Annotated in this window: 21 protein-coding genes; 11 read left to right on the top strand and 10 right to left on the bottom strand. The window is 46.2% G+C overall.

Features of this window, described 5'->3' with window-relative positions:
- Positions 1–7: 7 nt before the first annotated feature.
- Positions 8–958 (bottom strand): 2-thiouracil desulfurase family protein, encoded by a 951-nt coding sequence (locus tag L3Q72_RS20350; protein WP_275132378.1) that lies wholly within the window; start codon positions 956–958, stop codon positions 8–10.
- 316 nt (positions 959–1,274) lie between these two features.
- On the opposite strand from L3Q72_RS20350, the gene deoD reads away from it, so the two are divergent.
- From deoD to L3Q72_RS20325, 5 genes are all read left to right on the top strand, one after another.
- The gene (gene deoD / locus L3Q72_RS20345; protein ID WP_275132377.1) at positions 1,275–1,985 is read left to right on the top strand and encodes a purine-nucleoside phosphorylase; all 711 of its coding nucleotides are present in this window, start codon (positions 1,275–1,277) and stop codon (positions 1,983–1,985) included.
- A 96-nt stretch (positions 1,986–2,081) separates the two neighbouring features.
- Positions 2,082–3,551, top strand: a complete 1,470-nt coding sequence (locus L3Q72_RS20340; RefSeq protein WP_275132376.1) for a lactate dehydrogenase — start codon at positions 2,082–2,084, stop codon at positions 3,549–3,551.
- A 184-nt stretch (positions 3,552–3,735) separates the two neighbouring features.
- Positions 3,736–5,151, top strand: a complete 1,416-nt coding sequence (locus L3Q72_RS20335; RefSeq protein ID WP_275133764.1) for a hypothetical protein — start codon at positions 3,736–3,738, stop codon at positions 5,149–5,151.
- A gap of 2 nt (positions 5,152–5,153) precedes the next feature.
- Positions 5,154–6,737: a diguanylate cyclase gene (locus L3Q72_RS20330; RefSeq protein WP_275132375.1), complete on the top strand. Its 1,584-nt coding sequence runs from the start codon at positions 5,154–5,156 to the stop codon at positions 6,735–6,737.
- A 281-nt stretch (positions 6,738–7,018) separates the two neighbouring features.
- Positions 7,019–7,354: a hypothetical protein gene (locus L3Q72_RS20325; protein ID WP_275132374.1), complete on the top strand. Its 336-nt coding sequence runs from the start codon at positions 7,019–7,021 to the stop codon at positions 7,352–7,354.
- Positions 7,355–7,384: 30 nt separating this feature from the next.
- Here L3Q72_RS20325 and L3Q72_RS20320 read toward each other — a convergent pair whose 3' ends face one another.
- The 3 genes from L3Q72_RS20320 to L3Q72_RS20310 all read right to left on the bottom strand — a co-directional run bounded on the left by L3Q72_RS20320 (position 7,385) and on the right by L3Q72_RS20310 (position 10,093).
- Positions 7,385–8,269, bottom strand: a complete 885-nt coding sequence (locus tag L3Q72_RS20320; RefSeq protein WP_275133763.1) for a methyl-accepting chemotaxis protein — start codon at positions 8,267–8,269, stop codon at positions 7,385–7,387.
- Between the two features lie 311 nt (positions 8,270–8,580).
- Positions 8,581–8,805 carry a hypothetical protein gene (locus L3Q72_RS20315; RefSeq protein ID WP_275132373.1) on the bottom strand — a complete coding sequence of 75 codons (225 nt, stop codon included), beginning with the start codon at positions 8,803–8,805 and terminating at the stop codon, positions 8,581–8,583.
- Positions 8,806–8,953: 148 nt separating this feature from the next.
- Positions 8,954–10,093, bottom strand: a complete 1,140-nt coding sequence (locus L3Q72_RS20310; RefSeq protein ID WP_275132372.1) for a fatty acid desaturase — start codon at positions 10,091–10,093, stop codon at positions 8,954–8,956.
- Between the two features lie 202 nt (positions 10,094–10,295).
- Between L3Q72_RS20310 and L3Q72_RS20305 the strand changes: the two genes are divergently transcribed.
- The 3 genes from L3Q72_RS20305 to L3Q72_RS20295 all read left to right on the top strand — a co-directional run bounded on the left by L3Q72_RS20305 (position 10,296) and on the right by L3Q72_RS20295 (position 14,138).
- A complete protein-coding gene (locus tag L3Q72_RS20305; RefSeq protein ID WP_275132371.1) occupies positions 10,296–10,916 on the top strand; it encodes an NAD(P)H-dependent oxidoreductase in 621 nt (206 codons plus the stop codon).
- A complete protein-coding gene (locus L3Q72_RS20300) occupies positions 10,913–12,832 on the top strand; it encodes a monovalent cation:proton antiporter-2 (CPA2) family protein (RefSeq protein WP_275132370.1) in 1,920 nt (639 codons plus the stop codon). The genes L3Q72_RS20305 and L3Q72_RS20300 overlap by 4 nt, the downstream gene beginning before the upstream one ends.
- 283 nt (positions 12,833–13,115) lie before the next feature.
- A complete protein-coding gene (locus L3Q72_RS20295) occupies positions 13,116–14,138 on the top strand; it encodes a GGDEF domain-containing protein (protein WP_275132369.1) in 1,023 nt (340 codons plus the stop codon).
- A gap of 51 nt (positions 14,139–14,189) precedes the next feature.
- Here the strand turns inward: L3Q72_RS20295 and L3Q72_RS20290 are convergent, their stop codons facing one another.
- Positions 14,190–15,539, bottom strand: coding sequence for a diguanylate cyclase (locus L3Q72_RS20290; protein ID WP_275132368.1), 1,350 nt, complete (start codon positions 15,537–15,539; stop codon positions 14,190–14,192).
- A 193-nt stretch (positions 15,540–15,732) separates the two neighbouring features.
- Here L3Q72_RS20290 and nhaD point away from each other — a divergent pair, with 193 nt between their 5' ends.
- Positions 15,733–17,172 (top strand): sodium:proton antiporter NhaD, encoded by a 1,440-nt coding sequence (gene nhaD, locus L3Q72_RS20285; protein ID WP_275132367.1) that lies wholly within the window; start codon positions 15,733–15,735, stop codon positions 17,170–17,172.
- A gap of 52 nt (positions 17,173–17,224) precedes the next feature.
- Here nhaD and L3Q72_RS20280 read toward each other — a convergent pair whose 3' ends face one another.
- Positions 17,225–17,476 carry a DUF3081 domain-containing protein gene (locus L3Q72_RS20280; protein WP_275132366.1) on the bottom strand — a complete coding sequence of 84 codons (252 nt, stop codon included), beginning with the start codon at positions 17,474–17,476 and terminating at the stop codon, positions 17,225–17,227.
- Positions 17,477–17,676: 200 nt separating this feature from the next.
- Between L3Q72_RS20280 and L3Q72_RS20275 the strand changes: the two genes are divergently transcribed.
- Both L3Q72_RS20275 and L3Q72_RS20270 read left to right on the top strand, forming a co-directional pair.
- The gene (locus tag L3Q72_RS20275) at positions 17,677–18,543 is read left to right on the top strand and encodes a glycerol kinase (protein WP_275132365.1); all 867 of its coding nucleotides are present in this window, start codon (positions 17,677–17,679) and stop codon (positions 18,541–18,543) included.
- A 308-nt stretch (positions 18,544–18,851) separates the two neighbouring features.
- Entirely contained in the window at positions 18,852–20,516 is a 1,665-nt protein-coding gene (locus L3Q72_RS20270) for a methyl-accepting chemotaxis protein (protein ID WP_275132364.1), read from the top strand.
- A 73-nt stretch (positions 20,517–20,589) separates the two neighbouring features.
- Here the strand turns inward: L3Q72_RS20270 and L3Q72_RS20265 are convergent, their stop codons facing one another.
- The 4 genes from L3Q72_RS20265 to L3Q72_RS20250 all read right to left on the bottom strand — a co-directional run bounded on the left by L3Q72_RS20265 (position 20,590) and on the right by L3Q72_RS20250 (position 22,871).
- Positions 20,590–21,462, bottom strand: coding sequence for an NAD(P)-dependent oxidoreductase (locus L3Q72_RS20265; protein ID WP_275132363.1), 873 nt, complete (start codon positions 21,460–21,462; stop codon positions 20,590–20,592).
- 115 nt (positions 21,463–21,577) lie between these two features.
- Entirely contained in the window at positions 21,578–22,294 is a 717-nt protein-coding gene (locus tag L3Q72_RS20260) for a YebC/PmpR family DNA-binding transcriptional regulator (protein WP_275132362.1), read from the bottom strand.
- 66 nt (positions 22,295–22,360) lie between these two features.
- Positions 22,361–22,570, bottom strand: coding sequence for a DUF3283 family protein (locus L3Q72_RS20255; protein WP_275132361.1), 210 nt, complete (start codon positions 22,568–22,570; stop codon positions 22,361–22,363).
- Between the two features lie 103 nt (positions 22,571–22,673).
- The gene (locus L3Q72_RS20250; RefSeq protein WP_275132360.1) at positions 22,674–22,871 is read right to left on the bottom strand and encodes a hypothetical protein; all 198 of its coding nucleotides are present in this window, start codon (positions 22,869–22,871) and stop codon (positions 22,674–22,676) included.
- Between the last annotated feature and the right edge of the window lie 499 nt (positions 22,872–23,370).

The following is a 23,370-nucleotide window of genomic DNA, read 5'->3' as shown; positions in this document are numbered from 1 at the left end:
AACTGATTTATAGTGAGAGCCTTAAGCGCAGCTCATGCGGATAAGGCTCAAAGTAATTTTGTTCGCTTAAATAGGCATCAGGGTGACGGCCCAGGTAATGCCGGATTAACGTAATTGGCGCAAGTATTGGCAGCATACCTAATCTGTACTGCTCAATCACATGCGCCAGCTCCTGTTTCTCATCAGCCGACAGCGCTTTTTTGAAATAACCCTGAATATGCATCAGGACATTGGTATTGGTCTTGCGGCTGGCTCTGTGTTTCAGCGCATTCATCAGTCCTGAGCGGTAGAGGCTGAAAAACTCATCACTGCTGTACTCCTTAACACCAGCAACCAGCCTGCCCAGGCTTTTGTATGACTCGGGGTGACAAGCCATCAGAGTGAGTTTGTATCTGGAGTGAAAGGCAACAATTTTTCCCGCTGTCGGCTCTCCGGCCATGGAGTCATAAAAATCCTTTAAACAGAATACCCGAAGAACAAAGTTTTCCTTCAGTACAGGATCATTAAGCCGTCCATCCTCTTCAACCGGCAGCCAGGGCATCTGCTTCATCAGCTCGCGGGTGTAAATGCCAACCCCTTCTTTATCTGCCCGGTTTTGTTTATATACCTTTACCCGCTCCATACCGCAGGTTGGTGACTTTGCGCAGACGATATAACCGCAAAGATCCTGGCTCATCAGCTGACTGGCTGTTTTTTCCGCATAGGTTTGCATCCGCTCTGTATAATCTTTGCTCTCATCTTTTGTCTCAACCAGAGCGATACGTTCTTCATCGGAAATCAGCCTGATTGTCGGCCTTGGCACCGGCAGACCTATCCCCACTTCAGGGCAAACTGATACAAAGGAAAAATACTGCATAAGATCTTGTGTAACAAACCGATTCTCTTTATGACCCGAGTCAAAGCGGACTTTCTCGCCTAAAACACAGGAACTTATGCCAACTTTTGCAAGATTTGTCATAACTCAACACCTATACAAAATTATTTCTTGTATAGGTATAGTAAACAAAACCACATCCTGCAAATTTTCTCCCGCTCTGCGATCCAGTTAGCGCTGTATAAAAATTGCAGTCACGACAAATCGATTGCTTTCTCCGTTTAAACAAATTTGGTTATCAAGGTCAATTCTTATTACTCTGCGGATTTTTTTTGTGATCCAACTCTCTCTTATGGCTCAAATTAAGCACTAATATTGCCAATAACAGAGTATCCAACAAACAACATATTCAGTTATTAGTCGATACTGTTTTATCAATAACCCAACCGGAGAACCTGACATGGCAACCCCTCACATCAACGCACAACCTGGTGATTTCGCAGAAACCGTACTGATGCCCGGCGATCCACTGCGTGCAAAATACATTGCAGAAACCTTTCTGGAAGATGTAAAGCAAGTATGTGATGTACGTAATATGTTTGGCTTTACCGGAACTTACAAGGGTAAGAAAGTATCCGTAATGGGACACGGTATGGGTATCCCTTCATGCTGTATCTATGTTCATGAGCTGATTGCTGAGTACGGCGTGAAAAATGTTATCCGCGTAGGCAGCTGTGGTGCGGTACGTGACGACGTAAACCTGATGGACGTTGTTATCGGTATGGGCGCATCGACAGATTCAAAGGTAAACCGTATCCGCTTTAGCAACCACGATTTCGCAGCCATTGCTGACTTCGGCCTTCTGGAAGAAGCGGTAAAGCAGGCGCGAGCTCAGGAAGTTCCGGTAAAAGTAGGTAACGTATTCTCTGCAGATCTTTTCTACACTCCTGAAGCAGACATCTTTGAGAAGATGGAAAAGCTGGGCATTCTGGGTGTGGATATGGAAGCAGCCGGTATCTACGGCGTTGCAGCTGACCTTGGTGCTAAAGCTCTGACAATTCTGACCGTTTCTGACCACATTATCCGTGGTGAAAAACTAAGCTCTGAAGAGCGCCAGAAATCTTTCAACGATATGATGAAAGTGGCTCTGGAAACCGCAATTAATCTTTAATACCAATACCAGTAATTAGCTGTTCAGTGATTTTGACAAGCAAGGATGAACAGATAATTGCTGGGATTGTTATAACAGTCTTCCCAGGGGGCGATCGTGTCGAATGGCAAACTGCCGGTGGACGCTGACGGTTTACAACTCAACTTTTGTAAAACATTGGCGTGTGACAACTTTGGACTGAGCGATGCGAAGCGCTATGTGCTTCAGCATGTAAACCCGAAGCGTCCGACGATGGTATGTCGTGAATGTGGTGCTTTCCCCCCTCTTCTCAACAATCAGGAAGTTCTGAACGAACTTCAGCGCTTAAGACAGCTCCATAGCGACGGACTGCCGGCATGCCGCAACAATGACTGTGAGAACTTCGGGCTTTCCGTCCACACCCATAAACACCTTTATCATGCATTTGGTTACAGCGGCGACCGTCAGCGCTACCGCTGCAAGCAGTGTCAGTCGACCTTTGTGGATAAATGGTCCGGTGTAAACTCAAAACTGGCATTTCAGGAAAACCTGCTGGCGCTCTTGTTTACCGGCTATTCGGTGCGTGAAGTCTGCCGTAAACTGAGTATCAATCCCAAGACCTTCTATGATCACCTTGATCATATAGCCAGCCGCTGCAGGCGCAAACTGGCCATGTTTGATGCCCGCTGGGTAAATCATGAAGAGCACTATCACCTGGCCTCCGTTTTTATGCCCCTGCAGCCATACAGTGATAACGGCGTACTCTGGTTTGCAACGGGCGAGGCGAACTCAGGTTATATCCTTTCTCAGCATATCAATTACTCCGCCAGCGAAGAGCCTGCGGGCCCGGTTGATCATAACTCCTATGAAACTCCGGCACGCTTTGTTTCAAAGGACTATTTCTCTGAAGCAAACCTGTCTATCGGTGTTCCATCCCCGAATCTGCGCCAGCGTATCGACCAGAAGTATCAGATGATTCTGGCCCGGGGAAATGTAGAAGATCCCATGGGCAATATGACTCGGTTTAACTACCCTTCCAAGGGTGCAGTAATCCGTGCTCCGTATACCTCATACGCTCACTATATGCACGTGCTTGAGATGTGCAAAAGCGATAAACGTGTCACCCTCTACCTGCCACAGGATCCGGTTTTGCGCTCGGCCGCTCTGACCATCTGCCTGCAGAGAATCAAGGATAAATCCGTGGATCTTATGTACGTGGATGAAGACGAGAAATGGGACAGCTCTGCGCTTCCGGAAAAAGTCGATATTGTGCACGTTGGCTGGTGGCGTGATAAATGGGCTATTTCCGAACAGGACAACGCCGCCAAAGGCATCTGCTATCTTGCCGGAGATAACCCGGCTCCTGAGCAGTGGCTGCACAGCGCATCAATCAGGCAGGTCAAATTTTATCAGGACAGATTCCAGCTGCTGTTCGACTCCTTTATCAACGAGCCGAGAAGAAAACTTCGTCCGGGAGGTATTACCCCTATGCTGGATATATTCCGGGCATGGCACAACCTCTGTTATCAGGATAAGGAAGGGCTTACTCCGGCTCAAAGACTGTCTCTTGCTGAGCAACCATTAACCTTAAAACACCTGCTGGCCTGACCAAGTTTGTGAACCCAGACGTATTTTTAAGCAGGAAATAGTTATTAATAAAATATTAATTAGCTTGTTGAATCGATCTAACCATATAATCAACGGTAATTTCCGTTAACTCATGGATTTATAATTGGAAAAGGCGCACGTTCAACTTTCAAATGAGCTGGAGCAGCTCAAAACCCGAATTGACATGGAACCGGAGGCGGTACTCAACCAAGCTTCTCAGTGCTTGTTGCGCTCGGACCAGGTGCTTTTTCCTGAAGGTGGTATCCTAGCCTGCATTATCATTTCTAAGTGTTACAAAGAGATTCTGGACTTTGCCCAGGGCTTAAAGTTCATCAAAGAAGCCATTACCCGCTTAAACCGTCTGGATACCGACCTTTATCTTCCTGAAATACTCCATATTCATGCCCAGCAATTCTGGGGGCAGGCAAAATACTATTCTGCTCAACAGTTCTGGATCAACGCCCTGGAACAGGCGGCACTGGTCGGCGAAACCGAAATTGAGATTGAATGCCTGATTGGTCTGGGCAACGTCTGGCGCATTACTGAAGAGCACAAACTGGCGCTCTCTACCCATGATTTAGCCGTGCAGGTTGCGAACAACGCCCGTATGGACTGGTTAGAAGGTAAAGCACGGATTCTGCTTGCGCGTGACCATTACCTGCTCAATGAGTATACGGAAATGCTGTCTGTACTCGATGAAGCAGAAGAAGTACTGAAAAACTATACAAAACCTGCATGGGAAGCGGAAATCTGGGATTTTCGCGGCTTGGCTCTTTTGGGACTGGAGCGGATAGACGACGCCGAAAAAGCCGCCATCAAAGCCTATGAGCTGGCGATGGATAATGATCTGCTATGGATGAAGACCCACTCATTTATCGCCCGTGCCAGACTGGAAGTCATTCGAAACGACCTGGATAAAGCCAAGGACTTTCTGACCAGTGCAGAAGAGTCAGCAAAAAGCTTTAACCAGAACGAGCTTCTTTCTCAAATCTGTTTCCAGCAGTCAGTGGTTGCGGAAAGACAAAGGGACTATGAACACGCCCTGGTCTCATTCAGAAAGTACCGCAAACACTCCATGCAGCTTTTAAAGGATCAGACCAACAAGCTGGGAACCGATAAAGCACGCAGTTCAAAGCGCCAGCTTGACCAGCGTGCCAGAAAACTTATCAACCGGATCCGCCGTCAGGTTGAGTTTAACCATGGCGACCGGGGCTACTCCAACCTGGTTTCTGAAACCTACTGGTGGGAGCAGTTGATCCTGTTCAAAAGTGAACTTGCCGCCTCTAACCACGTAGTTGTGCTTATTAAGCATGACAATTCCGGTTTTCTGGATGTCTGCATGGAACTGGCGCAGTGCCTGTGTAACCGCAATGATTTGATATCCAGAATCAGTGAAGAACGCATCGGGATGCTGATTGCAGAAAGAGGCGACAAAGCCGATGCCATCTTTAGCTTCCTGGACCAGATGATCCGCAACTATCCATGGGAACGAAAGGGACTGAAGGGCAAATTGCCGGAAGTTAAGTTGCATGACATTCTCTTCTTCCCATTCACACTGGAGCAGTTGGAAGAAAGCGAAGAAACAGTGGAAGAAGAATAAATATGGAAAGATTGCTAAGTAAAGTATCCGAAGCAGGGCTGGATCCTTCTTCCGTTTCCGGAGAGGAAGCGCTTATATTCTGGGATCACATCAGGCAACATATTGCGACTTCTCCCAACGAAAAAGCGTTTTGCTATCTGATAAGCTCTGAATACCGCACCAGACTTAACCAGCATCTTCAGAGTATTGAAGAACTGAGAAGTGCTTTATCGCTGCTGTCTCTGCCTGATGAAGTTGACGATATCATCACCATTAAAGAGAGCCTCAGCTTTAAGCTGATGGAGAACGGCAACTATGCTGAAGCTCTGAAAGAGCTGGTAGACCTCTCTTCTCTGGCGGTGGAATACGGCCAGATCGATGACTACGCCTCAGCAGTGCTGGGAATGGGAAGCCTGTGTGATGCCTATGGCGATCACGCCCGTGCCCTTCGCTACTATCAGAAAATTGACGGTATTGATCACGCCATTGACAGCCGCGCTCTGAGACTCAGATATAAACTGCACATGGTCGCCTGCCTGATCTCCATGGGCCGAATTTCAGCGGCGAATAATCTGCTTAAAGAGTGTGAAGAACTCAGCATTCTGGTCAGCAACAAGGTACTTGCCGGACAGATTATTCTTTACCAGGCAAAGATTCAGAGACGCCAGAAAAAATACCACGACGCGCTGAAAACCCTGGCAAAAGCTCACTACTCCATCGACGGGCACAACTCATCCTGGCTCTCGAATATGCTGCGTCTGGAACTGGTCAACAGCTTAAGCTCTCTGGGATATGTGAACTACGCAGAATTTGCCCTTGAGCGTGCCACAAAGCGTATTGAAGAGTCCTCTTCGCCCGTTCTGCAGCAGCAGCTTTATGATGCGATAAGCCGGATTCTGGGTAAGCGGGGACACTTTAAAGAAGCCCTTAGCTTTGAGAAAAAAAGCTTTAGGGTAACCAATGACCTTATCAAAAGTATCCCTATCGGAGATTTAGGCCCTACTCAGCTAAGACGGCTGACCCGCTTCGAGCTGCAACTGAAGCTGATAATGTCTGAGCAGGAAAATAAAGAGCTGAAAGAGACCACTGAAAACCAGAAAGATCAGTTTGCTAAGTTGCAAAAGGACGTATTTACCGATCCTTTAACCACCTTGCACAACCGGCGCTGGCTGGACATCAAGCTGAAAGACCTTCTGCTGCATAAAACACCTTTCGCCTTTCTGGTTGTGGATATTGACCACTTTAAGTCCATCAACGACGAGCTGAGCCACCTTGTGGGCGACAAAGCGATTGTTAATGTATCGAAAGAGCTGAAAGAGCACTTTAGCTTTAAAGGGGCTTCCTGCGTTCGTTTTGGTGGTGAAGAGTTCCTGGTGATTATTGAAAACTGCACCACTGAACGCGCCCAGTACTATGCAGAACAGTACAGGGAGAGAATCTTTAACTTTGGCTGGAAAGAGATCCTTGGTGAACGAGGACTGACCGTCAGCCTGGGCATCACCCTGCACAAAGACGGAGAAAACACTCAGAGAACCTTCCACCGGGCAGACAAAGCCCTCTACCGGGCTAAAGCCAACGGACGTAATCAGGTTTGCGTTGAGCTCTGACACTCAAATACGCAAGGGCTTACTCAAATGAGCAAGCCCTTCCCCTCCAGAACCTGAGCTGATTAATAAAACGAGATCCCCGTTACATTTTGAAACCAGCGTTACATTTGTTACATATTCAATGTGATATTTATTCCAAATAATCCATATTCACCGATTGAACAAATGAACTTTGTTGAGCATTATCCTAGAGCATAAACCTTAACGGCCTACCGTTTTGTTTAATTTTCAGGCTCCATTTGAGCCATATGAAACATTTTATTTCTGGAGAGGATAACGTGATGACCCTTGGCATAGCCCAAAGCGCAAGATTTACCTGTGAATGCTGCGGTCAGGAGTACGAACTGGAGAAGGACGATATTCAATATAAAATTAACCGCCGTTCATCTGGGGAAGGAATCCACTACACGGCCGATATAGAAGAGCTCTGTTTTGAGTGTGGTGCTGATATTCAGATCCAGTTTCATGCCTGGGAACATCCTAAAGGCACCATTGGCAAATCTAAAGAAAACTCTTTTGGTGTTGAAAAACTGGTGGCCTGTTACACCGAATCGGTAAACCAGCTATTCAGAAGCATACAAACCAGCCCGCTTGCTAAAAAAAAAGCCAGCGATTAACTTGCTGGCTTCATACACATCTGTCATGGTTTATTGCAAATTCAGATTATCGCTGATTGCTTTAACCATCGCTTTTTGCTGCTCAAGCATAACATTGAGCTGGCTAACCTGATCACAAACAGATGATAACTGCTCATTGACACCCTTAATGGTGTCTCTCTCACCGGTTGTCGAACCCACAGCCAAATCAACATTACCGCTGATTCTATCCATGGCTACAGCCGACGATTTCGCCTGTTTGATAACAGATTCAATACTCTTCTCGATGCTGCCACTGGATGCCTGAGCTCTGTTTGCCAGTTTTCTTACCTCATCGGCTACAACCGCAAAACCACGTCCCTGTTCTCCGGCACGCGCAGCCTCAATCGCGGCGTTCAGAGCCAGAAGGTTGGTCTGATCGGAAATATCATTAATCTCAAGAGCCAAATCATTAATGGTTGCAACACTGTCTCCCAGCGCTGAAATATCACCCTTAAAACCACCGATAAACTCAGCATCAGACTGAGTTCCGGCCGCCATCATTTCCAGGTTTGCGCAGCTATTGGTAATTGTCGCTTTTATTTCACCCACGGCATTCGATGTTCCTTCAGTCAGCACTGAGAGCTGCTCAAGGGTATCAAACATGTCAGCGGCAACAGTTGCCATCTGCTGAATACGGGCATCTTTCTCTTCACTGCTCTGTTTTTTTGCCAACTCCAGACTGGAGATCTCTGCCTGAAACTCACTGTTTTCACGCTTAAGCGTTTCAACTTGCGCCTGAGCTGACTCATACACCCCCATCAGAGACTCGACTTTACCTAGCAAGTCAGCTTGGCTTTCCTCCCCATAAACTGAATTAAGCTGGCTGAGCTTTTTATTCACCTGAGATATCTGACCTGCAATAGCCTGATAAACCACTGCAGCATTAATTCCCATCAACACAATAATTCCAAACAGATAATAAGAAACAGGCATACCGCCAGTTAACAGATAATGCGTCAACATTAATAGCAAAACGCAAACGTTTGCTATTAAAAGTTTTGGCGTAATCGAAAGGTTAAACAACATGATGAGCCCTTTAGGTTATTCAAATTTAAGCTGGTTACTGCTGGGGGTCTGCAGTCAGACGAATTGTATTATATAAATATGACAAATACATTCTACGGTTAGAAATTTATTTATCAATAGCAGATGTGCTTTCGGCTATCAGAACCCGCAACAGGCCAATACGGGCTCACTTCAAAGGCTTATTTTATCTGAGACCACTTGTCACTTACCCAGCCATCAATGCGTTCATCATAATGATGCCCGGCAAACCGGTTTTGCGGATTAGTCTCGGTATCGGAACTGGAATGCTCTTCAATAAGAGTTTCGATATGTCTTACCATGGGGTCGCTACTACAGCGGCGTTCATGCCTTAATGCGCTCTCCTTAATCAGTTGCAGACGATAAGATTTACTGTTTCTTTTCATAGTGCACCTCCCTATGGTTGATTGAATTATAATCAACCATAGAAAGAGATCATAAAAACGTCAAACTAGTTTTATATACTATTTAGTTTTAGCTATATAGCTCTAAACTCTGATTTATCCCAGAGGGTTCGTTTAATAAACAGACAACTCAATGGACTGCATAGCGCGATAGCAAGGTATGCCAGCTCTGCTTTCTGGTTTTCAGGCTTAGCTGAATTTGCTGATATCTTATTTTTAATACTGCGCGCTCATATCGCTTAACGATATCGCCTTTTTTACTTTCCATTAGCTGCTTTTTCACTTCGTAGTACTCTTCCATTGTTGCTACAAGCGCATCGAATTCGCTCTGTAACTGGTCAAGCACCCGGTCAGATCCTGACTTTAACGCGATTCTGGCTTGAGCTTTTTTCAGCAGCATGGCCTCTTTGGCTTTTGCTATCTTAAAACTGGATGTTCTGCGAAGTTTGCTGGTGAGCCCAACCCAGGTCCCGGCTTTGATCAGCCACTTAGTCGGATCATAGTCCCACCAGTGGATACCGTTACGGTAATCATTTTCAAAAATATGGTGGAAGTTATGGTAACCCTCACCAAATGTCAGAAGCGCCAGAACGCCATTATCCCGGGCGGTATTTTTATCAGTAAAGGTCTGCTTACCCCAGACATGGGCCAGAGAGTTGATAAAAAAGGTACTGTGATGACTCAGGGTTAAACGAAGCGCCCCGACAATCAGAAACATACCAATGATGTCCTGATGCAATAGCCCTAATGCCAAAGGAATCAGAACGTTTGTTGCAACCGCTAACGGCACATAATACTTGTGCTGCCACATAACAATTTTATCGCGCTTCAGATCGCGGCAGTTTTTGTAGTCGTTATTGTGGGACTGATTATAGTCACGCAGCATCCAGCCGATATGAGAAAACCAGAAGCCACGTTTGGCTGAATAGGGATCCTTGTCATTATCATCCACAAACTTGTGATGAACCCTGTGATCCGAAGACCAGTGAAGCGCACTGTTTTGCAGCGCAAAGGCTCCGCCTAAAGCAAACAGTACTCTTAACACCGGATGGGCTTCATAGGCTTTATGGCTCCATAACCTGTGGTAACCCGCCGTAATAGACAGGTTGGTAAAACTAAACGCCACTAACAGCCAGATAAGGTGCTCTATCCCATACCCATGGGTAAATCCATACCAGGGCGTAATAATCACTGCCAGGCCCAGACTGACAGCAAAAATAATAATATTTAGCCAGATCAGAGGCGGCTTTCGGTTACTTTGAGAAGTCATAATCCATTCACTTAACTTTCAGCTTACACTTGTACGCTAGAATATCAGCGTACAGGTGTAAGTCAAACTAATTTGGCTGTTTTATTAACCAATTCTTAATACTGTTTTCGCAACAGCGTACTGGCTGCATAAACCAGCCTGTGTCATTATTTTATTTATCAAGAAGCCCTATATCAGATAAGTGATTATCAGGACAAATAATATGCAGAAGAAAAAAGTCTTAGTGCTATATGCACATCCGTCACAACACCGCTCTGAGGTGAATCAGCCTCTGTTTGAAGCCGCCAGACAGATCAGTGAGGTGACCGCAGTGGATCTTTACGCGGAATACCCAACACTAAACATCAATATTGAACGGGAGCAGAACCGCCTTATCGAACACGACGTGATCATTTTTCAGTTTCCTCTGTTCTGGTACTCCACTCCGGCAATTCTTAAAGAGTGGCAGGATCTGGTTCTGGAATATGGCTTTGCTTATGGCCACACAGCAACCGCGTTAAAAGGAAAAACTTTCCTGTGCGCCCTTTCTGCCGGAGGCAAAGAAGATGCTTACCAGGCTGAGGGATTTAACCACTTCACCATTAACGAGCTTTTACGCCCTATGGAGCAGATGGCAAATATCACCGGAATGAATTACCTTCCGCCTTTCGCCCTGTTTGGGTCAAGAACGGCAGCAGAAGAGGGCCGGATAGAAGAACATGTGGCGCAATGGGTAAGATTCCTTTACGCCCTGGTTGGTGATGAGATTGACCTCAACGCTGCCAGAAAAGTCGACAAATTAAACCGCCACTTAGACACCATCATTACAGGAGACGAGGCATGACGGGAATATTTCTTCAGGCGTTTGTCTATTTAGTTGCAGCCGTTATTGCCGTGCCAATCGCCAAAAGACTCGGCCTTGGCTCTGTGCTTGGCTACCTTATTGCCGGTGTTGTAATCGGTCCGGTAACCGGTCTGGTGGGCTCTGAAACCACAACCATTCAGCACTTCGCTGAATTTGGCGTGGTTATGATGCTGTTTCTGGTGGGTATGGAACTTGAGCCGAAAATGCTCTGGAGCATGCGCAACAAACTTATCGGTCTGGGCGGACTTCAGATCGGGGCCACCGCTGCCGCAGTGATGGCCATCGCTATGGCCATGGGCCAGAGCTGGAGCATTGCTCTGTCCATTGGTCTGATTTTCTCTCTTTCTTCAACGGCGATTGTGCTCCAGACCTTCAGTGAAAAAGGCCTGAGCCGTACTGAAGGCGCTCAAAATGCCTTCTCTATTCTGCTGTTCCAGGATATCGCCGTAATTCCAATGCTTGCCTTTATCCCGCTTCTGGCAATTCCTGAGCTGGTAGAAGCAGCAAGCCACCTTGCTGAAGCCGCCGACCACCATGATCAGCTGAACCTTGTCGCCGGACTGCCTGGCTGGGCTTATGGCCTGATTATCGTCGCTTCCATTGCCGTCGTTGTGGTTGGCGGACACTTTTTAAGCCGCCCGCTGTTCCACTTTGTTGCCAATTCCGGGTTAAGAGAAATCTTTACCGCTACCGCGCTTATGCTGGTTATCGGTATCGCTGCGCTGATGAGCCTGGTTGGGCTCTCTCCTGCTCTGGGCACCTTCCTTGCCGGTGTGGTTCTGGCAAACAGTGAATTCCGCCATGAACTGGAGTCCGACATCGATCCTTTCAAAGGACTGCTGCTCGGTCTGTTCTTTATCACGGTAGGTGCTGGTATCGATTTCTCGATTCTTGTTGATGAGTTTGGATTTATTCTGGCCATGACGCTGGGTGTTATTCTGGTGAAAGCCGCCGTGCTTTTTGTTCTGGCGCTTGTCTTCCGCATCAAAGGCAGCGACAGATGGCTGGTAACCCTAAGCCTTGCGCAGGCCGGTGAATTTGGTTTTGTTCTGCTTGGTTTTACGGTTCAGAACCACGTACTTCCGCCAGAACTGGCTAAACCGCTGTCTCTGGTGGTTGCCCTGTCTATGTTCCTGACTCCGGGCCTGTTTATTCTTTTCGATAAGGTCATCCTGCCAAGATTCGAAAAACAGTCTAACGATAAAGAGCAGGACAACATTGATGAAACCGGCAGCGTGATCATTGCGGGAATCGGCCGGGTTGGGCAGGTAGTTAACCGCCTTCTGATCGCCAACGGTGTAAAAACGGTGGTTCTGGATCTGGAAGCCGCTCAGGTGGATATGATGAGGCAGTTGGGCACCAAGGCCTACTTTGGTGATGCAACCCGCCCTGAGCTTCTGCATACCGCAGGAATCGAAGATGCCGCAGCATTGGTTGTTGCCATAGACAATCAGGACAGCAGTGTGGAGCTGGTTAAGTATGTGAAGCATACCTACCCTCAGGTGAAGGTTGTCGCCAGGGCGTTCGACCGTGGTCACGGCTATCGTCTGCGTCAGGCTGGCGCTGATATTATCGAGTCAGAAACCTATCATTCCGCTCTTGAGCTGGGCACCCATGCAATGAAAACGATGGGACACCATCCGTTTATGATTGAACAGCAGAGAAACGCATACAAAAACGTTGAGGATAAAAAATCGGATCTGCTTTATGAAGCATGGGCTGATGACTCAGAAGGTGAGCGTTTTGACAATCACTACCGCAAACTGTTTATGAAGCTTGAGGAGCACCTTGCAGAAGCCATGGGAACCGATAAGCGCGGTGTGCACTCGCTGTCTGAACGTGAATGGACTCCTCCACCAAAAGGTTATGCAGAAAAATTCGAAGATAGCGAATAGAGCTTCCCGACAGAAAATCCGCCATTGTGCGGATTTTTTTCTATCGGTTTCAAATCATAAAATCTGAATCAAGATCTTATGAAACTATTTATCTCAATAATGGATCTAAAAAGCTGAAAAGATTTAGGTTAGGATGTATCAGTTAAACTGTCAGATACGTGAGTAGCTCAACAAAACGAAAGATTATTGAATTATGTATAGGAAACTGTATAAGAAATTCGCTAACATTAATCTAGGCTAGTAAAAACAGATTTTCGGTTTATCCGGCTAAGTTCAGAGATAGATGAATAAAGAAGAATTCCATAAAGCAACAGAAAACCTGCGGAGAGCTGTTCCGCTGATGATCAAAAACCAGGTACCCACAACGCCGACAAACTATGCGTTGTGGTACACCTATGTTGATCAAACTCAGCCCGCTCTGAATGAAGAACTTGATGAAATCATCAGTGAGTATGGCCTGTGTCTGCCAAGTCACAATGAGGAGCTGTATCGCAGGTATATTGCCAGTCAGACAGAAGCGAATGTCCGTGAGTTAAAAACCAACCTGGAAGTTCTGGTCAGTGAGATTTTTCAGTCAATGAAAGATACGCTTGATGACACCAGCGCATTTCAGAACATGATCGACAAAAACTTCGAAAATCTGGCCAAAATAGAAAATGATGGCATTACCTTTGACGAAGTGATGGGCATGCTGAAGGAGTTTGTCGCAGAATCAAAAGAGATCCGCGACTCTACCAAATACTTTAACTCTCAGTTAAACAGCGCCAGTAAAGAGATATCCAATCTGAAGAAACAGCTGGAAGAAGTACAGAAAGATGCTCTGTATGACAGCCTGTCGAGCCTGCTTAACCGCGGAGCCTTTGACAAGGATATGTCCAGCTACTGCAGCAGCCCGGATTCACATCCGCTTTGTCTGATTTTAATCGATATCGATAAGTTCAAAGATCTGAATGACCAGTATGGCCATATTTTTGGTGATACGGTAATCAAAGCCATCGCCAAACGACTGCAAATAAGCTGCCGTGAGGGCATTGCTGCATACCGCTACGGCGGTGAAGAGTTTGCAATGCTGGTTCCGAACAAATCACTCAGAGTGGCACGCCAGTTTGCTGAATCAGTCAGACGCGCTATCGAAAAAATCACAGTGAAGGATAAGCGCACGGGAGAGCAGATTGGCAATATTTCTGCTTCAATCGGTGTCGCTGAGTTTGTACCGGGAGAAAGCCCTATCGCACTAATTGATAATGCAGACAAACAGCTCTACAAAGCCAAAAGCCTTGGAAGAAACAGAGTAATGCCTCTGTAAAGCTGCAAACCAGGGGCTATGGTGTTATCCCATAGCCCCACAGCCATATTCTCACCGCTTCTTCACCTTAACCTCATACATATCACTATTAGCCAGACTAATCAGCTCGTCCGAGCTAACCTCCATATCTAAATATATTGCATAACCAATACTGACTTCCGGATAGATCCGGCTATATCCAAACTGAACCGGATGCTTAACAATCACCTCTTCTAAATTACGCACAATACGCACCACATCCTCTTCCTGGATCACCCGGGGAAGAATGATCAAGAACTCATCGCCACCCACTCTGGCAACAATATCTGATGCGCGCAGAGCGTGTTTGATCCTGCGGGAAATCTCAGCAAGGAATTTATCCCCGACAGCGTGACCATAGGTGTCATTCACCGACCGGAACTTATCCAGATCCACATCTAAAAGCGTAAAGCCACTCTCTTTTTTACGCACATCCTCCATCATCTGTTCCAGGGTATAAATAAAGTAACGCCGGTTTGGCAACCCCGTCAGATCGTCTTTAAGTGAACGCTGACTGACAAGCTGATACTGATAATAGATGCCCGCTGCCATCAAAAGCAGAACGACTAAAATCGGATAGCCTATCAGACGGGAGGTGTATTTCTGATGCCATTTAAGCCCGGAAAATACAGAATCAAGCGAGACGGCCATCTCCCAGGAACCAGAAGGAAGGCTAACCCTTTCACTGACATAGGTACTGTCAAATACCCCGGGATTGCCCCAGAAGATGTCCCCCAGAGAGCCTAAGCTGTCTTTTCCCCGGATAGACAGATCATATTTCTCCTGCAACTGATTAACCCCGGCAGCCTGAAACAGGCTTTCCAGATCCATAACAATGCTGGCTGTTCCCCAGTACTCTTTATGATCCGGCGGATCAGTAAATATCGGCATACGGGCAATCAGGCCAACTCCCCCCTGAACCAGGTTAATAGGACCGGCCAAAAATATTGACTGCAGCTCTCTGGCTTGTTTCACCGTTTCCCACTGAGCAGGTACAGTTCTAAAATCCAGCCCCAGTGCCTTTTCATTCTCTTTATGCGGATAAATAAAACGGATAACGTCATCGGGAGCCAGTGCGATATTCTTCAGATGCTTTGCCTTGTCGTACAGCTCTGCGGAAAGCCTGTCCCAGTTTTTAATCGCAGAATCCGGAGAAACACTGGCAAGCGTTGCCACACTATTGGCATAAAACACGTCAGAATAAATATCGGCTTCAAGATTGGAACGAACCACCAACAGCTCCCGCTGTGCAGAGCTCAGCACTTTTTGCTGGGTCAGCCCTTCATCACGAGAATGCTGATGTTCAATTATGAGTATCGCGAGAGCAGTAAATGCAGCCAGAAAGCCCATTACTGTTGCCCGCTGTCCTAATACATACTTCATCTTCACTGACCTAAAGGCTCAGGTGTTATTATTAAAAAGAATAGTAGACAAAGCGTAAAATTGACATTAATTCAAATGACTATGCCTTTCCTCACACCACATTGGCTATTCCTGAACTAAAATGCTTCTATGGTATTCAAAGACCTGAACACGATGTTAATAAACCAACATCTGATAAGGAGCTGAGATAGCAATGATAATAAAAAGGACCCTATACTCTTTTCTTCTCTCTGTGGTTTCACTACCCGTATTTGCAACATCCTACGGGCATCCCATAGCAGGGCTGACAACGTCAGATGTCGGATACGCATCACTGGCTATTTTTGTGATTGCCTATGCGCTTGTGATGGGTGAAGAATTCCTCAAGCTAAAAAAGTCCAAACCCGTATTACTGGCAGCCGGACTTATCTGGATAATGATCGGCTATGTCTATCAACAGCATGGCCAGATGGAAGTGGCCCATGCCGCCATAGAGCACAACCTGCTGGAATATGCCGAACTAATGCTGTTCCTGCTTGTTGCCATGACCTACATAAACGCCATGGAAGAGCGAAGGCTGTTTGACTACCTCAGAGCCTGGATGGTGGGCAGGGGGTTCAACTTCCGGACTCTGTTTTGGTTAACCGGCTTTCTCTCATTCTTTATCTCCCCTATTGCCGATAACCTGACAACCGCTCTGCTTATGTGCGCTGTGGTACTGAAAGTTGGCGGAAACCATACCAAATTTATTAACCTTGCCTGCGTGAATATTGTAGTTGCCGCAAATGCGGGGGGGGCATTTAGCCCGTTTGGAGATATAACCACGCTTATGGTCTGGCAGGCCGGATTAGTGAGTTTCTCCCAGTTTCTGCACCTGTTCCTCCCTTCTGTGATCAATTACCTGGTACCTGCGCTTATCATGTCTTTCTTTATCCCTAATGAGAGCCCTGAAGCCACAAATGAATATATAGAACTAAAGCGAGGTGCCAAAAGAATTGTCGGACTGTTTTTACTAACCATAATGACGGCGGTTGGCTTCCATGGCGTTCTTCACTTCCCTCCGGTTATCGGCATGATGATGGGACTGGCCTATCTGCAGTTTTTTGGCTTCTTTCTGGTCAAAACCCTGCCCGCTTCATTAGCGAAAAAACGGGCACGGGCTGTGGCAACACACGATGAAGCGGCATTGCAGCGTTTAGGCTCAGTCGTCCCCTTTGATGTATTTAAACGGGTATCGCATGCGGAGTGGGACACCCTGCTCTTCTTCTATGGCGTGGTAATGTGTGTGGGCGGTTTAAGTCTGCTTGGCTATCTGGAACTGGTTTCCAATGTAATGTACACCCAGTGGGACCCAATCTGGGCCAATGTTGTGGTGGGCATTCTTTCCGCAATTGTTGATAACATTCCCGTGATGTTTGCGGTATTAACCATGAGCCCGGACATGTCTATGGGTAACTGGTTATTGGTGACACTGACCGCCGGGGTTGGCGGCAGCATGCTATCTATCGGCTCGGCAGCCGGCGTGGCGCTGATGGGCGCGGCGCACGGCAAGTATACCTTCTTCGGGCACCTGAGATGGACGCCGGTAATCGGCTTTGGCTACGCCGTCAGCATAGGTGTGCATCTGATGCTTAACTACGCCATGTTTTACTAGAAAAACAGATTCCCGCTTAAATGCGGGAATCATAAAAACGAATAAGAAGTGCTTACTTGTTAAGTGCTTCTACTTTTTTCAGGAAGCTGTCACGCAAATGCTCCTGATCATATTCAAGATGATAAGTGTTGTGGAACCCTACTTTCAGTTCAACACCATTACCACGCATAAATACGTTGTAACCATCGTAATCAGAGAAAGCCTCAAGGCCCTCATAAAACTTTCCATGCTCTGTCGGAGTACCGCGATCCATAATTAATTCATAAGCTCTTAGTACTTTGCCCGGATCAAGTTCATTCTTCATAACAAACTCCCATCCAATTCATCATTACACACAATTTCATCCTCGGTATAAGTATGGTTAGCAGACTACGAATTTTCCAGCCCCCCTATTTACACTGTAAAATCATCAGCAAACATCAAATCAGCCAGGAGCATTCCCTTTCAAAAAAGCAAAAAATTAAGTTAACCTAATAACAAACCTAACTGACAATACCCGCAACTATGACTGAGAAAGTATCCACAACCGCGCTGGCAAAGTTAAAACAAACAGAACCGAAAGCACTCTTCTCAGAGCTTGCTAAGTTCGGCTATATAGTGAGACATGAAGATAAGTGGGTACTGACTGACTTAGGTGAAAAGTTCGGTGGCGAATACGTTAATCATTCCAAATATGGCCAGTTTATTGTGTGGCCTCAGAACCTGCTGATTGATACTGCAATAAGTGCCGGAAAGCACTACTCGGCGACTCAGCTTGGAGAAGTGTTAAACCTGAATGCCAAAAAGATTAACCAGCTACTGAACGAGCTGGGCTGGATAAACAGAGAAGAGGACGGCTGGCATATCACCGAACTGGGCCTGAAAGCCGGTGGCGAGCAGAAGTTCAGTAAAAATAACGAGTCATACTATACCGTCTGGCACGATACCGTTTTAAAGAATCAGAACCTGAAAAACTCCGTCAGGGAGTTTCAGGGAACGGATTCAGATTCCCTTTCTACAGATAAGTCTTTCTCCAGCTTCAGGCAGAAATTCCAGGCCAAGCACAGAACGGCGGATGGCCATTATGTGCGCTCAAAGGGCGAACTACTTATTGATAACTGGCTGTATATGGCAGGTCTGGTTCACGCCTATGAAAGAAAACTGCCTATTGCTGAAGAGGTTTACAGCGATTTTTACCTGCCAGCGGGAAAAGTTTATATCCAGTATTGGGGAACAGATACCGGTCCGGTTTCTGAAAAAGTGAAGTCAGAAAAAACCACCGTTTATCAGACACATCACCTGAACCTTATTCAACTTGATGAACAAGACATTGAAAATCTTGATGAAATCCTGCCAAAAGAACTGCGTAAATTTGGAATAAAAGCGCACTAAACCAGGCTCATATACTCATCTGAAAAATCAGAGAACAAAAATCCACCAGTTGATGCAGATCACTGACTTATTGAGAATTTGTATATATTTTTCTCAATATGCGGACAGAGTTTTATTGGCAAATCTATTATCTAAAGTAAATAATTAAAACATACCGATAATAGTACGCGGTCACATTGACCATTTTCCCAAAACAGAACTAATACCAATACCAGTAATTAGCTGTTCAGCGGTTTTGACAAGCAAGGATGAACAGATAATTACTGGGATTGGTATAATGATAAATAGATTAGTGCAGGATGAGTGTTATGAATCTGACCATCAGAGCAAGGCTGTATATTCTAGCTATTGCCCCCCTAATCATACTTTCGCTAAGTATGATCTACCTCGCTTACTCCGAGATGCTAAAAAGTACCGAAGTACAGGCAGAACGTGTAAATGAAATGCTCATGAATGAAAAAAGAGAGCAGCTTCATTATTTTATCGAGATTGCTGATAGCGCACTTAAAACGTTTAAGGAACGAAATGCTTCCCGGGAAGAAGTGATTGAAGAGCTATCCAATATCAAATTTGGTAAAAATGGTTATCTGTATGGTTACGACTCAAAGGGTGTTCGCGTCCTGCTGGGGCAGAGTAAAAAAGGAATTGGAGAAAACTTCTGGAATCTGAAAGACAAAAAAGGGCTTCTTCTGATCCAGGATATCGTGAAAAAAGCCAAAAATGGTGGCGGTTATACCACCTACTACTTCCCTAAACCCGGCAGTGACGAACCACTTCCAAAGCTTAGCTACTCTATCTATGAACCTCAGTGGGATATCATCATTGGTACAGGTTTCTATATCGATGATATAGAGGTAACCCTTTCTAAAATTGAGCAGGATGCGAAATCAAATCTGGCTGACAGCATTTGGAGTATCGCCACTGTCACTCTGGTTGTTGTGATTATTGTTGCCATTTTTGCCATCGCCATCAACCAAAGCATTATGACACCTCTTAAGCGCTTTAAAGACTCCATCTCATCCTTTGCCAGTGGAGATGCCGATCTTACCGCCAGAATGGAAGACTTTAAGACGCCAGAATTTAAAACGCTGGGCAATGACTTTAATAGCTTTGTTGCCAGCCTTCAGAACATTATTTCCAGCGTCAGCAATGTGAGTCATGACGTAGTAAGTGAAACCGAAAACATGGCAGGCCGGGCAACGCAGGTGGATGCACTGGCAAGTGAGCAAAGCCAGGAAACCGAGCAGGTTGCCACTGCCATGACGGAAATGACCACCACCGCTAATGAAATCTCCAGTAATGCCGTTCAGGCGGCACAAGCGGCAACGGATGTGGAAAACAATACCAGTGATGCCATGGATATCGTTCTGAAAGCCGCATCTTCCGTTCAGGATCTTGCTTCCGATGTGGCAAAAGCAAACGAAGTGGTCTCGCGGCTTGAAGGCGATGTACAGAATATCTCCTCATCACTGACCGTAATCGAAGACATCGCAGAACAGACAAACCTGCTGGCACTTAACGCAGCGATTGAAGCCGCCCGAGCAGGGGAACAGGGCCGTGGTTTTGCAGTGGTTGCCGATGAGGTAAGAAAACTGGCCAGCAGAACTCAGGAAAGTACACTGGAAATCCATGAAATGATCGAACAGCTAAAATCGGCTTCAGATGCCGCCGTTCAGACCATGGATGTCAGCCAGAACCGCAGCGTGAAAACCGTTGAAGAAGCCAACGCAGCAACTCAGGCGCTGGATAAGATTCAGGAATCCATCAGGGTTATCATGGATATGAACTCTCTGATAGCCACAGCAACGGAGCAGCAGACACAGGTGGGACAGGAAATCTCACAGCGCATTGTGGTGATATCCGATCAAAGTCAGCAGTCAGCAGGACTGGCTAACGAAAACCGCACCAGCAGTCAGCAATTAACAGGCAAAGCCAGTGAGCTGCATGATCTGGTTAAACGCTTTACAGTGTAAATCTGGTAACAAGATACGGATCGACTTAAATGAAGTCATTCCCGCCTCCGCGGGAATGACTCCAAAAGCGAAATCACTCAGCCTCTCTCTGGATCGCTTTCATAAGCACGGAAGTATCCATTCTACCCAGCCCTTCTGCTGAGAGCTCTTTATAGGACTGCGCCGTTTTTTCCGTTAATGGCAGACGAACAGATTGTCTCTCGGCTTCATCCAGGCAGAAGCCCAGATCCTTGATCATCCAGTCGATAGCAAAACCGAAATCGTACTTATCTTCCGACATGGTGACAGCGCGGTTTTCCATCTGCCAGGATCCGGCAGCACCGTTTTTCAGGCAGTCAACCAGAGTGGAGATATCCAGCCCTGACTTCTCAGCCAGGATCAGACCTTCTGAAAGCCCGGTTAAAACACCGGCAATACAGATCTGATTCACCATTTTGGCTCTCTGTCCCTGCCCTACCCGGCCCATCAGAACCGAAGATCTTCCGTAGCAGTTGAACACATCCTGCATCAGCTCAAAATCAAAATCATCGCCACCGCACATAATGGTCAGCACGCCGTTCTCAGCACCCGCCTGTCCACCGGAAACCGGGGCATCCATAAAACGTACTTCTCTGTTCAGGCACGCCTGCTGCAACTCTTCAGCCAATTTCGCAGAAGTCGTCGTATGGTCGATAAGAATGCTTCCCGGCTTCATCGCCGTCAAGGCGCCTGCAGGGCCCGTAGTGACGCTTCTGACATCGTCATCATTACCGACACAAGTTAACACTATATCGGCCTCCTGAACGCACTCAGGAACAGTTTCAGCCATATTGCCGCCATACTCCTGTACCCACTGCTCAGCTTTAGCCTGAGTCCGGTTATACACAGTCACATCAAACCCGGCTTTTTGCAGGTGTCCGGCCATCGGATATCCCATAACACCCAGTCCAACAAAACTTACTTTCATTCTGATTTCCTTGTTATTTTGAGTCACAGCAATTTCTTCAACTTTACCTGAACAGCAGGCATAAAAAAACCGGACACATGGCCCGGCTTTGTATCTAGTCTGCGACAGCTAAGAATTATAGCTCTGCGTTGTGATAAACCTGCTGTACGTCATCACACTCATCCAGAAGATCAAGGAACTTCTGGAACTTCTCTGCATCCTCGCCAGCTACCGGAGTATTGGTCTGAGGAACGAAAGTGATCTCTTCAACATCAAGCGTGACATCAGGGAACTCTTCACCCAGAGCCGTTTTCGCTTTAAAGAACTCAGTATGCGGAGCAAATACAGTGATAACACCGTCTTCAAGCTCGATGTCAGCTACATCAACATCCTGCATCATCAGCGCTTCCAGTACAGCTTCTTCATCGTCGCCTTTAAACTGGAATACCGCCTGATGGTCAAACATGTGAGCTACCGCGCCAGGGCTGCCGATCTTAGCGCCTGTTTTAACAAAGCACTGACGAACGTCCTGGAAGGTACGGTTGCCGTTGTCTGTCAGACAGTCAACGATTACGCTTGCGCCACCCGGGCCGAAACCTTCGTAGCGGGCTGGCTGATAATCTTCACCACCGCCACCGGTTGCTTTGTCAAGAGCCTTATCGATTACATGACTTGGCACCTGATCTTTTTTAGCTTTTGCAATCAAGTGCTTTAGAGAAAGGTTAGTGTCAGGATCGGCACCACCATTCTTAGCAGACATATAAATTTCTTTACCGTATTTGGAATAAACCTTAATTTTTGCGCCTTGTGTTTTCGCCATAGAGGCTTTGCGCACTTCAAAACTTCTTCCCATTGGGATGTTCTCTCTGATTCAACTTAACGAATGGATTTTAACAAAAAAGTGCCTCAATTCAATTGTTCAGGCAACTCCCATTATCCTTTTATATTTTTCAATCGCCTGTTCGAAGAACTCTTTCTCAGATTCGTTACGGATCTTGTCCGCTTCAGTAATCAGTTCATCGGGACCAGCCTTTGCTTCTTTCAGTTTCCAGACCAGAAAAGAGGCTTGTTTATCAAGTTCTATCCTGTTTTTTTCTTCAGGAGGCAGCAGTGACAAATTAATGGACATGAATGAAATTCTCAGGGCGATATGAAATTAGGCAAGAATATAACACAAAAAAGTAAGGGCGATATTGAATATCGCCCTTACATCGTTTGCATGTGAAGTGCAGTCAGTGATGTAGCAAGCCTAATTCCTCAGCTTCCTCTAAAGTTAAACCACTCTCTTTTATCTCTCTCAACATCTCAATCCGACGGCGAGCTTCTGCTGATTTAACTCTTTTTACTGACTGCTTGGAATCTTCTTCCTTGAGTTCCCAACTCGATGCAATGTTTCTCATTTCATCATGGTCTATAGAATTAATGGACATATACACCTCCGATAAAAACCATGTCAGGGACAAGTTTTATGTAGCAAAGGGCAAAATCCTTGTTAAGCAAAATCGATCAGGAATGTGAGCTGTTCACGGTTTCTGATATATGACTTATAAATTTATCAGTTATGTAATTGCACAGTCTCAATTTCGACTATATTCTCAAAAGATTACCCCCTCAAAAATTGATTGACTGACCTCTCATTTTTTTCCTGGCTCACTCTCCCTACGATAAGCCTGACCGCACAAAATTTCAGGATTTTCCCTGTTCTCATTTTAACTATAGCCCATTCGCCGGTAGCATTGCGCTTTGTTATAAACAACCGCTCTGACGGAACGATGATCAAGGGTTGCATAAATTACACTTGATCATCGTTCCGTGTTTTTAGTGAAAAGAAACCGGAGCAATAGCAGGTATCCCGGAACTAACACTCGGCAGGTTTAAGTGAAATACAGGCAAAGAAGCGGAACGATGATCAAGGGATTGGTATCTCAG

This window comes from Vibrio sp. JC009 (genome assembly GCF_029016485.1).
Classification (GTDB): Bacteria; Pseudomonadota; Gammaproteobacteria; order Enterobacterales; family Vibrionaceae; genus Vibrio.
The sequence above is the reverse complement of the archived record's forward strand: the minus strand, read 5'-3'. Positions and strand labels throughout refer to the sequence as shown.

Coding starts and splice junctions, on each gene's coding strand:
- L3Q72_RS20250 (WP_275132360.1), bottom strand. CDS start 22,871: ATGTCCATTAATTCTATAGACCATGATGAAATGAGAAACATTGCATCG.
- deoD (WP_275132377.1), top strand. CDS start 1,275: ATGGCAACCCCTCACATCAACGCACAACCTGGTGATTTCGCAGAAACC.
- L3Q72_RS20330 (WP_275132375.1), top strand. CDS start 5,154: ATGGAAAGATTGCTAAGTAAAGTATCCGAAGCAGGGCTGGATCCTTCT.
- L3Q72_RS20315 (WP_275132373.1), bottom strand. CDS start 8,805: ATGAAAAGAAACAGTAAATCTTATCGTCTGCAACTGATTAAGGAGAGC.
- L3Q72_RS20300 (WP_275132370.1), top strand. CDS start 10,913: ATGACGGGAATATTTCTTCAGGCGTTTGTCTATTTAGTTGCAGCCGTT.
- L3Q72_RS20310 (WP_275132372.1), bottom strand. CDS start 10,093: ATGACTTCTCAAAGTAACCGAAAGCCGCCTCTGATCTGGCTAAATATT.
- L3Q72_RS20270 (WP_275132364.1), top strand. CDS start 18,852: ATGAATCTGACCATCAGAGCAAGGCTGTATATTCTAGCTATTGCCCCC.
- L3Q72_RS20305 (WP_275132371.1), top strand. CDS start 10,296: ATGCAGAAGAAAAAAGTCTTAGTGCTATATGCACATCCGTCACAACAC.
- L3Q72_RS20265 (WP_275132363.1), bottom strand. CDS start 21,462: ATGAAAGTAAGTTTTGTTGGACTGGGTGTTATGGGATATCCGATGGCC.
- L3Q72_RS20260 (WP_275132362.1), bottom strand. CDS start 22,294: ATGGGAAGAAGTTTTGAAGTGCGCAAAGCCTCTATGGCGAAAACACAA.
- L3Q72_RS20350 (WP_275132378.1), bottom strand. CDS start 958: ATGACAAATCTTGCAAAAGTTGGCATAAGTTCCTGTGTTTTAGGCGAG.
- L3Q72_RS20320 (WP_275133763.1), bottom strand. CDS start 8,269: ATGGGAATTAATGCTGCAGTGGTTTATCAGGCTATTGCAGGTCAGATA.
- L3Q72_RS20280 (WP_275132366.1), bottom strand. CDS start 17,476: ATGAAGAATGAACTTGATCCGGGCAAAGTACTAAGAGCTTATGAATTA.
- L3Q72_RS20255 (WP_275132361.1), bottom strand. CDS start 22,570: ATGTCCATTAATTTGTCACTGCTGCCTCCTGAAGAAAAAAACAGGATA.
- nhaD (WP_275132367.1), top strand. CDS start 15,733: ATGATAATAAAAAGGACCCTATACTCTTTTCTTCTCTCTGTGGTTTCA.
- L3Q72_RS20295 (WP_275132369.1), top strand. CDS start 13,116: ATGAATAAAGAAGAATTCCATAAAGCAACAGAAAACCTGCGGAGAGCT.
- L3Q72_RS20275 (WP_275132365.1), top strand. CDS start 17,677: ATGACTGAGAAAGTATCCACAACCGCGCTGGCAAAGTTAAAACAAACA.
- L3Q72_RS20290 (WP_275132368.1), bottom strand. CDS start 15,539: ATGAAGTATGTATTAGGACAGCGGGCAACAGTAATGGGCTTTCTGGCT.
- L3Q72_RS20325 (WP_275132374.1), top strand. CDS start 7,019: ATGACCCTTGGCATAGCCCAAAGCGCAAGATTTACCTGTGAATGCTGC.
- L3Q72_RS20335 (WP_275133764.1), top strand. CDS start 3,736: ATGGAACCGGAGGCGGTACTCAACCAAGCTTCTCAGTGCTTGTTGCGC.